This window comes from Massilia sp. NP310 (genome assembly GCF_019443485.1).
Taxonomy (GTDB): Bacteria; Pseudomonadota; Gammaproteobacteria; order Burkholderiales; family Burkholderiaceae_D; genus Telluria; species Telluria timonae.
The window spans coordinates 4,827,177-4,839,415 of sequence record NZ_CP080379.1 but is presented as its reverse complement, the minus strand read 5'-3'; the positions used below and the strand labels follow the sequence as shown (position 1 = coordinate 4,839,415).

At 67.4% G+C, this 12,239-nt stretch carries 11 protein-coding genes; 3 read left to right on the top strand and 8 right to left on the bottom strand.

Annotation, left to right across the window (positions count from 1 at the left end):
- Nucleotides 1-59: 59 nt before the first annotated feature.
- A complete protein-coding gene (locus KY496_RS21330; RefSeq protein ID WP_219862320.1) occupies nucleotides 60-254 on the bottom strand; it encodes a hypothetical protein in 195 nt (64 codons plus the stop codon).
- A gap of 119 nt (nucleotides 255-373) precedes the next feature.
- On the opposite strand from KY496_RS21330, the gene KY496_RS21325 reads away from it, so the two are divergent.
- Nucleotides 374-892 (top strand): hypothetical protein, encoded by a 519-nt coding sequence (locus tag KY496_RS21325; protein WP_219862318.1) that lies wholly within the window; start codon nucleotides 374-376, stop codon nucleotides 890-892.
- Between the two features lie 195 nt (nucleotides 893-1,087).
- Here KY496_RS21325 and KY496_RS21320 read toward each other — a convergent pair whose 3' ends face one another.
- From KY496_RS21320 to KY496_RS21295, 6 genes are all read right to left on the bottom strand, one after another.
- Entirely contained in the window at nucleotides 1,088-3,910 is a 2,823-nt protein-coding gene (locus KY496_RS21320) for an ATP-binding protein (RefSeq protein WP_005663122.1), read from the bottom strand.
- Nucleotides 3,911-3,918: 8 nt separating this feature from the next.
- Nucleotides 3,919-4,650, bottom strand: coding sequence for a hypothetical protein (locus tag KY496_RS21315; protein WP_219862317.1), 732 nt, complete (start codon nucleotides 4,648-4,650; stop codon nucleotides 3,919-3,921).
- Complete coding sequence (locus KY496_RS21310) at nucleotides 4,647-6,023, bottom strand: hypothetical protein (protein WP_219862315.1); 1,377 nt, start codon at nucleotides 6,021-6,023, stop codon at nucleotides 4,647-4,649. The genes KY496_RS21315 and KY496_RS21310 overlap by 4 nt, the downstream gene beginning before the upstream one ends.
- A gap of 187 nt (nucleotides 6,024-6,210) precedes the next feature.
- A complete protein-coding gene (locus tag KY496_RS21305; protein ID WP_219862313.1) occupies nucleotides 6,211-6,972 on the bottom strand; it encodes a DUF3108 domain-containing protein in 762 nt (253 codons plus the stop codon).
- A 1-nt stretch (nucleotide 6,973) separates the two neighbouring features.
- Complete coding sequence (locus tag KY496_RS21300) at nucleotides 6,974-8,122, bottom strand: DUF3108 domain-containing protein (protein WP_219862311.1); 1,149 nt, start codon at nucleotides 8,120-8,122, stop codon at nucleotides 6,974-6,976.
- Between the two features lie 63 nt (nucleotides 8,123-8,185).
- The gene (locus tag KY496_RS21295) at nucleotides 8,186-8,926 is read right to left on the bottom strand and encodes an SDR family NAD(P)-dependent oxidoreductase (RefSeq protein ID WP_219862310.1); all 741 of its coding nucleotides are present in this window, start codon (nucleotides 8,924-8,926) and stop codon (nucleotides 8,186-8,188) included.
- Nucleotides 8,927-9,072: 146 nt separating this feature from the next.
- Between KY496_RS21295 and KY496_RS21290 the strand changes: the two genes are divergently transcribed.
- Nucleotides 9,073-9,744, top strand: a complete 672-nt coding sequence (locus tag KY496_RS21290) for a TetR/AcrR family transcriptional regulator (RefSeq protein WP_229520330.1) — start codon at nucleotides 9,073-9,075, stop codon at nucleotides 9,742-9,744.
- Nucleotides 9,745-9,757: 13 nt separating this feature from the next.
- On the opposite strand, the gene KY496_RS21285 is transcribed toward KY496_RS21290, so the two are convergent.
- A complete protein-coding gene (locus KY496_RS21285) occupies nucleotides 9,758-11,287 on the bottom strand; it encodes a GMC oxidoreductase (RefSeq protein ID WP_219862308.1) in 1,530 nt (509 codons plus the stop codon).
- Nucleotides 11,288-11,501: 214 nt separating this feature from the next.
- Between KY496_RS21285 and KY496_RS21280 the strand changes: the two genes are divergently transcribed.
- Nucleotides 11,502-12,236: a PhaM family polyhydroxyalkanoate granule multifunctional regulatory protein gene (locus KY496_RS21280; RefSeq protein ID WP_071360627.1), complete on the top strand. Its 735-nt coding sequence runs from the start codon at nucleotides 11,502-11,504 to the stop codon at nucleotides 12,234-12,236.
- Nucleotides 12,237-12,239: the final 3 nt, after the last annotated feature.

The window sequence follows — 12,239 nt, the reverse complement described above, 5'->3', positions numbered from 1 at the left end:
CGGGAAGAGAGTGCAACTATTGCTTCATGGTAGCACGCTCATCCCGGGCGCGCTCCGACTCAGCTCGGCTTGGGATCGGGCACCGGTTCTTCGTCGTGCGGCAGGTGCACCGGCTGGTGGTGCGGGTGCGGGGTGTCGAAGGGCTCGGGCATCGGTTCCTCGATCGGCGCCGGATCGGGCGCGCGGTGAGCCTGGATGGGCGCGCGCGGCGGCATCCGGGGAATGCGATGTGCGGCATGAGGGGCGGCGTGCATGATGCGGTCTCCTTGCGAGAATGCGGTTCGGGCTACCTTATCATGCGGCCCGGCGGCGCGGCGCGCGCCGGCAGTGGGCTACAATGCGGTTTTTCCTGAACACAGCCTTCTCGCCGCACATGGAATTTTCGATCACCACCCTGGCCCTGCTCGTCCTGACCCCGCTGCTGGTGTGGCGCATCTACAGCCGCATCAAGACGCAGATGCAGCGCCAGCGCTCGATCGTCTCGCGCCACTACACCGGCGTGCTGGTATTCGGCGCGATGATCCTGGTGCCGCTGGCGCAGTTGTTCGACACGCCTTACAACCTGGCGGCGCTGGTGGTCGGCGCCGGCGGCGGCATCGGCTATGCCGTCTGGGGCCTGAAACTGACCCGGTTCGAGGAAACCCCGCAGGGTTACTTCTTCACGCCGCCCGCGCGCCTGGGACTCGTGATGTCCATGATCCTGGTGGCGCGCCTGCTGTACATCGGCATCGAGGTGTATGCCAACCAGGGCAAGGGCATCCCTACCCCACGCCTGACCGACAGTCCGCTCACCATGCTGTGCGTGGGCATCACGGCCGGTTATTTCGGCTACTACTCGGCGGCACTGCTGCGCTGGCGGCGCCGGGTGCGCAAGGCGATCGACCAGGTTTGATCGTGCGGGGCATGCGAGCAACTTGGGTTCCCGCCTTCGCGGGAACGACGTTGTTTTGCTTAGCGGGCCAGATACGGCGCCTATTTCGGACACGTACATAAACACGTCGTTCCCGCGAAGGCGGGAACCCAAGTCCGTAGCCCACCGCGAACGCGACCAATGACGAAAAAGGGATCCATCCGGATCCCTTCTTCATTACGCGGCCTTCGCCTCGTCCTTCCTTCGCTGCAGCACGAAGATCGGCTGCGCCCACTGCATGTCCTTCTTCTTCTTGCTCGTGATGAGCGTGAGTTCCGAAGGATCGTAGACGTCGGTGTTGTGCGTCAGCGGCGTCGTCATCAGGTACTGGGCGTCGGTGTTCTTCAGGAACTCGCCGACCAGCTGGATGTTGCGGATGTCCAGGTGCGCGAACGGTTCGTCGATGAACACGAAGCCGCCCGAGCCTTCCTCGGACTTCAACAGGCCGATCAGCAAGACCAGCGACTTCATCACCTGCTGGCCGCCCGACGCTTCGCCGTCGTTCATCCCGATCTGGTCCTTGCCGTCGAACTTGAAACGCACGTGCAAGCCGGCCTGGGCCAGCTGCACGTCGTCGTTCTCCAGCCGCACCGGGTCGGCTTGCACGTCGATGCCGGCCAGCGAACCCAGTTCGCGGATGTTCTTGGTATAGGTCTTGATCGTGTAGCGCAGGCGCTCGATGTAGGCGCCGCGCGCATTGCCGGTGGCCTCGATCGCGCGGTTGTTCTGGTAGCGCCGCTCCTCGGTCTCGCTCTGGCGGGCTTCCAGCTGTTCGTGCAGGCGCGCATACTGGTCGATCACGGTCGGGTCCAGCTCCCAGTCCTCGCGCGCCAGCGAATGCTCGAGCGAACCGAGGCGCAGGTTGACCTGGTGCGCGTTCTGGTGCTTGGCTACCAGGTCGCCGCGCCAGTTGGGGTTCTTCCAGGTGACCGGCACCGCACGCCAGCCGCGGCGCAGCTCCAGCAGCGCCTTGGCGTGTTCGCTGCGCTGCTCGATCTGGCGGCGATGGTTCAGGCGCATGCCGGCTTCGGCTTCCGACAGCGCCATGCGCGCGTTCTGCCACACCGTGTCGGCGCGCGTGCGGGCCACCGTGGCGTTCTTGCTCAGGGTCTGCAGTTCGCCCAGGCGCGCGCCGACTTCCAGGCGCTCGGTCTTGAGCGGCGCAATCGCGCGCGCGGCTTCCTCGAATTCTTCCTGGCGCGCCGACAGCTCCTTGGCGGCGTCGACGCCGGCGATGCGCGCCTTCAGGCCGCCCACTTCGGCGGCCAGCTTCGAGATGGCGAGGGTCAGCTCGTCTTCGCGCTTTTCCAGCGCCGGCATCAGTTTCTGGATCGCTTCCAGGCGCTGGGTCTTGCCGGCCGCGCCGAAGCGGTAACGCGAGGCCTCGACGAACAGCGAGCGGCCGCCGCGGCGTTCGCGGTGGTAGGCGTCCGGCGTGATCCATTCGTCCGAACGGCTCTTGAAACCTTCGTCGACCGAGTCGACGCGCTCGATGCGTTCCAGCTGGTCGATCAGCCAGCCCGGCGCCTTGCTGGAGAAGCGCACCACCGACAGCAGGCTGTCGTCCTTCACCACCGGCGCGTTGACGCAGTCCGGCACGATGAAGTGGCGATAGCGTTCCTTCTCGGCCAGGCGGTAGGCCGCCGGCGCATCTTTCGCGTTCTCCAGCAGCACCACCGAGGCATAGCCGCCCAGCACGCCCTCGACCGCGCCCTGCCATTTCGGATCGGTCACTTCGACGATGTCCGACAGCATGGCGTGGGCGATGCCCTCGTCGCGCAGCGCGCGGCGCATCAGGCGCTGCGCTTCCGGCTCCGGCATCGAGGTCTTGCCCTGCAGCGCCGAGATGGTCGCCATCTCGCCCGCGATCTTGCTGGACACCGCTTCGCGCGCGCTCTTCTGGCGCGCCAGCTCGGCTTCTTTTTCTTCGAGCTGCTTGGCTACTTCAGCGATGTCGGCGCCGGCGTCCGCCGCCAGCTTCTGCAGGCGGTCGCGCTGCTCGAGCAGGCTTTCCAGGGGTTTGAGGCGCGTGTTCACCTCGGACAGGCGCTTGGCCAGCTGGCCGGCTTCAAGCTCCAGTTCGGTTTCCTGCTTCTGCGCCTCGGTGAGCGCGCGCTGCTGCGCCGCCAGCTGGCTGCGCTTCTCGGCCAGTTGGCCGTCGGCCTGCACCAGCGGCTTCTTCGCCTCGCGCAGCATGCGGCTGTTGTTGGCGGCTTTTTCGCGCGCCTCGTGGTATTGCAGCGCCGGCAGCACTTCTTCCTGCAGCTCGCGCTTTTCCTTGTTCAGGTCGGACCACTGGTGGTGGTTGGCCACGCGCAGGCGCAAGCCCTCGAGATTGGTGCGCGAGGTTTCGAGTTCGGTCTCGAAGCGCTTCAGCTCGACCTCGGTGTCGCGCTGGTGGCGCTTGGCTTCGTCGTAGGCGTCCAGCACTTCCTTGTCGCCGAAGACCTGGAACACCAGGTCCAGCAACTGGCGCGGCGCGTACTCGCACAGCTTGTCGGTCTCGCCCTGCTCCAGCGCCAGCACCTTCGACATCGCCGGCGACAGGCCGGCCGAGGCCAGGCGTTTGCGGTAGTTCTCGACGCCCAGCCAGTCGGTGGCCTCGGTCACTTCCTCGATCTCGACGTTCCCCGGGCGCATCAGGTATTGGCGCTTCCAGTCGCCGCCGTTCTTCTGCACCTGGCAGAACAAGGTCACCTCGTCGTCCGAGAAGAAGCCCGAATGGCGGAACGGCCGGTTCGACAGCTGGCGCCCGATCGGCTTGTTGTCGACCACGGCGCGCAGCCAGGCGCTTTGCTGGCCCGAGTGGCGCGCATAGTGTTTATAGGTGCGCCCCATCGAGCAATCGAGGCCGAACAGGGTGCGCATCGCGTCGAGCAGCGTGGTCTTGCCCGAGCCGTTCTGGCCGGCGATCGTGATGATCTTGGCGTCCAGCGGGATGTTCTTGATCCGCTGCCAGTAATCCCAGTGGACCAGTTCAAGTGATTTAATGTGGAACATCGGCTATCTCAGTTCGGGGTATCGGTTGCGTCGTCAGTGGCATCCAGCTGCTCGACCGCCACCGCATCGTTGGCGGCTTCGGCGTCGACGGCCACCTTGCGCGGAGCGGCGGCCAGCGGCGCGCGCTTGAAGACTTCGGACAGCGCGCCGTTGATGATGCGCTCCTTGAGCACGTCGGTGTCCATCATCAGGTCCAGCAGCGGGCCTTCCAGGATCACGTCGCCGCGCCGTTCGATGAAGCCCAGCTTGGACAGCACGCCCAGGTTCATGTCCATGCGGGTCTTCTTGCCGAGCTTGTCGCCGAAGTCCGACAGCAGCGCGGTGTACGAGATGCCGATCGACGCGTCTTCGGCGCGCGGGATCGGCGTCTCCTTCTCGAACATGTCGTTCTGGTCGTCGTCCACCGTGGTGTGGGTTTCCTGGCGCTCGCGCTTGGGCAGGATGATCTGGGCCCACAGCACCACCAGCAGGGCCACGCCGTCGCGGGTCAGGCCGAAATTGTTGTTCTGCCAGATGTCCTTGGCGCCGAAGATCTTCGGCTCGACGTTGCGGTGCAGGGCCACGGTCACGTGGTCGGCATACACGTTATCGAGCAATTTGAGGCCCGATTCGAGCAGGCGCTTGTCGACTTCGGCGCGGAACTGGTCGTCCGACAGCGCGCGCTTGACCATCTTGTCGTCGCGGCGCAGGGTCTGGTGCGTCAGCAGGCGCGCGATCAGGATTTGTGCATCGTCATTCATGTGGGCGTGCCGTCCGAAGGTAGATCTAGATTGAGGGAGAGGGTCGCGAGCGACATGGCCGCCACTTCGGGGTCGTCGAGTTCGATCATCTGGTCCTGGGCCTCGAATGCCAGCGGCAGGCGCGCCAGGTCGGCGGTCGCGCCCTGCAGGCTGGCCTCGGCCGCGTCGCCCAGCAGCGGCAGCAGCGAGGCGCGGTAGGACGCCAGGGCGAAGCTGGCCGGCAGCAGCGATTCATGCAGCTGCACCCGACGAGGGCCGACTTCCGAAAACTCGGGGAAATTGCCCAGGTTGGCGAAGTCGGCCAGCTTGTTGATCCAGTCGTTCAGCTCGACCATCATGGCCGGGTTGTCGTTGATCGTCAGCGGCGCATCCTGGCCGCTCGGCAGTCCTTTCGGGCCGGTCGAGATCACGCGTTCGGCCAGCAGCTCGGTCTCGGCCACGTCGATCATCTCGGCCGGGGTGGCGAACAGCGGCGTCACCGGGCGGTCGATCGCGCCCGCGGCCAGGCTCGCCAGGTCCTCGTGGGCCAGCAGCCAGCGCTTGACGTCGGTGGTCGACAGGCCGGACTGGCCCAGGTGCACGCGCTGGCGCTCGATCTGGTTCAGCGCACGCGAGAACATGCCCTGCATATTGAGCAGCGCGCTCTGGGCCCGGCCGATGGCCTGGGCCGCGCGATGGGTGGCGCTGTCGGCGCGTTCGTCCGAAGTGATGGCGCGCAGGATGACCGAGCCCTTCTCTACCCAGTCGCAGGCCATATGCCACTTGGCCTGCGAGGTGCGCAGGCGAAACTCGGAACCCGAGGCGATCGCGTCGCGGAATTCCTCGGTCAGCTCGATCAGGCGGCCCAGCAGGTGCTTCAGCTGGTCGACGGTCACGCCGCCGACCGCCTGGGCGCCGGCCACCTGCGACAGCAGGAAGCCCATCTCGGCATCGTCGTCTTCCGGCTTGCCCAGCGCCAGCAGAGTCTCGAGCGCGGACAGGACGTTGCGCGCCAGCGGCGTGATGCGGTAGACGGCCGCCGGGGCATCCCAGGCCAGCAGGCCGTGGCCGCGCAGGCGGTTGAGCACCGTCTCCAGGCTCTCGGGGATCAGGTAGGCCAGCTTCTGGTTGATGTCGGCGCGCGAGAACGCCGAAGTGGCGGTGTCGCCGGCCAGTTCGCGCAAGACGAGCAGGCGCACCAGCACGCCGTCCTGGGTGCCGTGGAACAGGGCCGTGAAGGCCGACAGCATCGGCTGGGCACGCTTGAGGTGGAAGACTTGCTCGATTTCGTCGGGAGCGACGCCTTCCTGGAAGTGTGCTTGCAGCGGATCAAGTTCCGGCGCTAAAGCCGGGGAGTCGGCAGCGAGGGCCGCGCCGGCAAGGGGATCGATCATCGTTGTTACCAGTCTCTCGTGCGCGGTCGAGACGGGCCTGCGCTGCCAATATTGACAATATTGTCATGCACGTACTTACAGGCCCGACCGGCTTCGCGGGGGCGTCAGTATAACAGGCTGGACTGGGCGATTGACGATTGCCGACCCCGACTGGGGGCCGACAATTGCGGGAAAGACACAGTGTGTCTTATGGCTTGGCAATGCTTTTGAGCGTCTGCTCGATGGTTTCCTTGTCGCCTTCCGTGAAACGGATCTTGACCGGATACCATTCGTGCGCGGGCGCCAGCCACACCTCGATGCTCTGGTCGCGGCTGCCCGGCAGCGCCTCGCGGCTGACCAGCACGGCGTCGACCTGGCCCAGCCCGGTCTTCACCTTCTCGCGCTTGACCACCTTGAAGGTCCAGGCTTCGGCGCTGCTGCGGCCGGCCACGAAGAACGGCCATTCCGAACCCGGCTTGAACTTGTCGCCGGCGGCGCGCGCGACGGCCGCCAGCTGCCAGGTGATCGATACGCGGTCCTGCTCGCCGCCCTTGAGCGGATAGGTCTTGTCGCCTTCGGAGAAACTCATGACTTTTTCGCCACGGTCGAAGGTGATCGAGGTCGGGTCCTTGCGCAGGCGCTTTTCGGAAAATTCCACCGGCGCCAGGCCGAACTCGTCGATGGCGCCCTGGCTGCGGTTGTCGAGCAGGGTGCCGAGGATGGCCACGCGCGATTCGACCCGCAGGTCATATTTGCCGTCGCCGGCGCGCCAGGCGACGGTGGCGTCGCCCTTGAGCGACAGGCCGCGCTGGCGCGCGCTCAGGTCATAGTGCAGGTCGGCCGAGGGCGGCAATTCGAAGGCGCGCTTGACGGCAGGATGCGCTGGGTTGGCGGCCTGGGCGCCTGCACTGCCCAGGGCGAGCGCCAGCGTGCACGCCACGCCGGCTTTTCGAATGTTGTCTAGAAGCATATCAAAATCCTGAATGGTTCAAGACGATATTATTCACTGTTTGCGTGGTTACTGCTCCATTGGCCTCCGTATTGCGAATCCGCACCGGATACCAGCCGTGTTGCGGAGCCAGCCAGATGTCGAGTGTCGACTTGTAAGAGCCGGGCTGCGGCGGGCGCGTCAGGCGCCAGGTTTGCAGCTTGCCGAGCCTGGTATCGATCTCTTCCTGCCCCACCACCTTGAACCGGTAAACGCTGGCGTCGCGGTCTTCGCCGACAAGGATGTCGATATCGCCGTTTAATTGTTGGGCGTCGCCTCGCGCGATCGCCGACAGCTGCAGCGGGATGCTGGCCTTGTCCTGGGCGCCGGGCGCCAGCGGATAGACCGCCTGCGACGCCGAGAAGGTCAGTTTGTTTTCGCCCCAGTCGAAATGGGTGGCCGTGAGCGAACGGCCGCGCCGCTTTTCCGTCATCCTGATCGGCGCGAAGCCGGTCGCGGCCACCGCGCCCTCGCTATGCAATACCACCAGGTTGACCCGCGTAAATACCACCCGGATGCCGGCCTCGACCTGGATCTTGTAGGTGTCGTCGTTCAGTTGCCAGGCCAGGACGGCCTCGCCCGACCATTCGGCGCCGTCCTTGTCGGTACGCGCGACGTCCAGCGTGATCGTGGCCGGAGGCGGCATGTCGATCGTGTAGCGGCGCACCTCCGGCGCCGCCGGGGCGGCCGGCTCGGCCGCTGGCGCCGGCGTTTCCGGAGCGGGAGGCGCGGGCGCGGCCGTTTTCAGCGGCGCCGGCGCTGCAGGCGCCGCCACCGGCTCGACGCCGGCGCCTCCGGGCACGCCATCGGCCGCGGCGGCGTGACTCTCCGGGCTGATGTCCCCAGCCTGCGCGGGCAGCCCGAGTTCGACCGGCAGCGGGGGAATCACGGGCAGGGGCGGCGGTCCAGAATCGGGCACCGGCAGCGGCGCGGGCGGCGGCGGAGGCGCCGGCATGGCGGCCGGCAGGACTTGCGCCAGCAGGGTTGCCGGTCCGCCCTCCCCCCCGGCCTGGCGCGGGAGCGACAGGTTCACGTCGAGCAGCACGCTCAACACGATCCAGTGCAGCAATACCACCAGCGCGACCGGCAGCAGCCGGCGGCGACGCGGAAGAAGGAGTGGTGCGGATGGCATACCGCTAGTGTAGCGCGGGCACGGCCGGCGCTGCACGGCGCCACCGTACCCGCCAGGGGAGCGTCAGGTAATCGCGCCGCCGTCGACAGTGAGGACGGCGCCGGTGATCTGGCGCGCCGCCGGGCTGGCCAGGAAGGCGACCGCCGTCGCCACGTCGCGCGGCGCGCCGAAGCGTCCCAGCGGGATCAGCGACTTCTGGAATTCGGCGAAGTCGCCGTTGGCCGGATTCATGTCCGTGTCGGTCGAGCCCGGCTGCACCAGGTTGACCGTGATGTCGCGTGGACCCAGTTCGCGCGCCAGGCCGCTGGTGAAGGTCTTGAGCGCGGCCTTGGTCAGGAAATACACGGTGGCGCCCTCGCCCACGATGCGGTCGGCGCCGGCCGAGCCGATGGTGACGATGCGGCCCCCCTGGCCCAGGTGCGGGATGGCGGCCTGCGCCGCCAGGATCGGACCGCGCACGTTTACGTCCAGCAAGGCGTCGATATCCTCCACGGCGATGTCGGCGATCGGCGCATAGCGGGCGATGGCGGCGTTGTTGACCAGGATGTCCAGGCCGCCCAGCACCCGCGCCGCCTCGTCGACCGCGCGCCGGATCGCCGCCGGGTCGGCGCTGTCGGCCTGGATCGCGATCGCCGTGCGGCCGTGGCCTTCGATGGTGCGCACGACCTCCTGGGCCCGCTCGGCCGAACGCTCGTAGGTGATCGCCACGTCGGCGCCCTGCTGCGCCAGTTCGATGGCGATCGCGGCGCCGATGCCGCGCGATGCGCCGGTCACGATGGCGCGCTTCCCTTGCAAGTTATTCATGACATTCCTTTTCTGTGTTGATCGACACAGAAATAGTAGATGTCCGGCCGGCGCGCTGTCAATTGATTTTTTTAGTGATCGACACATATATGATGAACCGGCGCGCGGCGTTGTCCCGACCCGCGGCCGGACATATACTGTGCGCGATGCAAACGCCCGACCATCCCCTCCACGACGAAGCGGCCGCACCGGCCGGGAATGCGCGCCCGCCGACGCGCGCCCGCGGCCGGCCGCGCGCCTTCGACCGCGAGGCGGCCTTGTCAAAGGCCATGCGCCTGTTCTGGCAAAAGGGCTACGAGGCCACGTCGCTCGCCGACCTCACCACCGCGATGGGCATCGCTTCGCCCAGCCTGTACGCGGCCTTCGGCTCCAAGGAGGCGTTGTTCGTCGAGGCCCTGAACCATTACGGCGCCACCTATGCCTGGGGCTGGAAGAACTTCCTCGAGGCCGCGACCGCGCGCGACGCGGTCCAGGCATGGCTGATGGATTCCGCCGCCTTCCTGACCGGCGACATCGAAGACGTCCCGCTCGGCTGCATGGCGACCCTGTCGGTGATCGGCGCCGCGGGCCACCAGGGGTTGTGCGAGCAGACGCGCGCCGCGCGCGCCGCGCCGCGGACGGTCGTCAGGACCCGCCTCGAACAGGGCGCCGCGAACGGCGAGATTCCGGCCTCGGTCGACCTGGACGCGCTCGCCCGCTTCGTGCAGGTCGTCCAGAACGGGATGTCGCTCCACGCGCGCGACGGCGCCAGCCGCGCCGAACTGGAGGCGGTGGCGCGGATGGCCATGCGCGGCTGGGACGCCCTGGTCGCAGGCTAGCGGCGGCGCGCCATCAGCGCAATGCGGCCAAATGGTTGCCGAGCCGCTGACCGAGCGCGCAAATCGTCAGCGACGGATTGACGCTGCCGGCGGTCGGAAACACCGAGCCGTCGCTCACCCACACGTTCTCGAAACCGAACACCTTGAGGTTGGCGTCGACGACGCCGTGTTGCGGCGTCGTCGCCATGCGCGCCGTGCCGAGGTGGTGGGCGGCGGAGGCGCAGGTATCGCGCCAGCCCGTCATCGGGTCGGCCCGGCAGCCGCTCACGTCGCCGTGCCCGCGAAAGCCGGCCATCAGCAGCTCGTGATACTGCGTGAACATCTCGATGTCCTGCTTGCTGAGCTGCCAGTGCACGCGCGCGATCGGCATGCCGTAGCGGTCGCGCTCGTGATCGGACAGGCTGACCTGGCTGTGCGGGTTGGGCAGCTGCTCGGTCATGAAGAACAGGTCGCCATGGTGCGAGCGCAGGCCCAGCGGCAGCTTCTGGTGCGCGATGCGCCACAGGATGTAGGGGTGGCGCACCAGCGACGCCATGTGCGACAGGCCGATGTCGCGCGGGCCGCGCACGCCGAGGAAGGACATCACCGCCTTGTTCGGCACCGGACGCCGGTTGATGCCCTTGCGGATGAACACCGCATGGTTGGGCAGGCGGTGGGTCTGCTGGAATTCGCGCTTGAGCATGAGCCCCGGGAAGACCTGGATGTCTTCCTTGCCAGCCCTGGCGCGCGCCTTCGGCTTGCCGCCGAGCGGCTGGCGGAACGTGACTTGCGACAGGTAGCCGGCCGGATGGTCGATCAGGTTGCGCCCGAGCCACCAGGACGGCGGCTGCGCCATGCCATGCTGGCCGAGCGAATTGAGCAAGAGGCGCGGCGTCTCGAGCGCGCCGGCCGCGATCACGAAGCGGTTGGCCCGGACCTCGATCCGGTGCGCGCCGCTGCCCACGACCAGGACATGCGTGCGTCCATGCCTTTGCCGCAGCTGCAGCGCGGTGCCGTTGTACACGCAGCGCGCCATGCCGTTGCGGCACCATTCGCGCAGGATCGGCTTGCCCCTGAACGGCGGCGAGCGGTAGCGGTAAGCCTTGGAAGCCAGCATATTGCCCATCCCGAGCGCCATGCCGCCGTGGTGACCTGCAGTGTCGTGCGGCATGTCCTGGCCGCCGCACAGGAAGTCCAGCGCCAGCGCATACCAGGGATCGAGATCGCCGCGCGTGATGGCCCAGCCGCTGTGGGGAATCCAGGGGCGTTCGAGAAAATCCTCGTCGTCGAGCGGCGCGCACACGCCATGCCAGAACGCGGTGCCGCCGCCCACTTCGAGCCCGCGGCTGGTCGAAATGCCGAACGGACGGCCGACGCTTTCGATGCGCACTGCGGGCGGATCGCGGCGCGACGCGGTCATTGGCCCGGTTTCGACGAACAGCACGTCGCGTCCGGCGCGCACCAGGGGCTGGGCCGCGGAAATCGCCCCCATGCCGGTGCCGACGATGCAGACGTCGGTCTGCAGTGTCGTGTCTGGTGCTAAGTGCCTGCCATCGATGAGCATCCGATTCACCACCAAGGTTGATTGCCATAATGCAATTTGTGCAGCGCAACTTTTCCATCGTAACGTAAGGACGGACTTTGCTCAATAGACAATATTCCTATTAGTTAATCCAGCTTTGGTTCCAGCGCAAACGCAGCGTCTTCGGCCCGATGCGCTGCATGGCCTGTGAGGGCGTAATCTGCTACGCTTGCCGCACAAACAACGGAGACCGCTCATGCTGAATCAGCCCATGCCTGGAATGACCGACACGCTCGAATTCGTCAAGAACCTGTGGGGCGGCATGAACATCCCCGGCGCCATGCCCGGCATGGGCGGCATGCCGATGCCGGGCGCCGGCCTGTCGGTCGACGACCTGGACAAGAAGATCGCCGACCTGAAGGCGGTCGAGTCCTGGCTCAACCTCAACCTGGGCATGCTGCGCGGCTCGATCCAGGCGCTCGAAATCCAGCGCGGCACCCTGGCCACGCTCAAGGCGATGGGCGACAGCATGGCCCAGGCCATGAGCCAGACCGGCGCCGCCAGCGACGCCGCCATGGCGCCGTTCGCGCAATTCTTCACCCAGGCCGCGCAGGCCGCCGCCAGGCCCGCGGACAGCGCCACCCCGCCTCCTCCAGCGCCGCCGTCCGCGCCGGCGTCCGAGACTGCGCAGCCGCCCCAGGGCGCCGAGGCCGCGCATGCCGCCATGCCGGCGGCCGTCGCCTGGTGGAACCTGCTGCAAGACCAGTTCCGGCAAGCCGTGGCCAGCGCGATGCCGCCGGACAGCGCCAGTCCGGACAAGGCCGGCGGCGCACCGTCCGATGGCGGCGCCGACAGCCCGGCGGCTGGCGCCGCGACCGGTGGCGCTGGCGCCGGCAAGGCGTCCGCAGGCCAATCCGCCAACGCCCAGAATGGCAACGGCAATCCGGCCCCCGCCCGGCGCGGCGCGCGCGGCAAGAGCGACAAGGCCTGACCC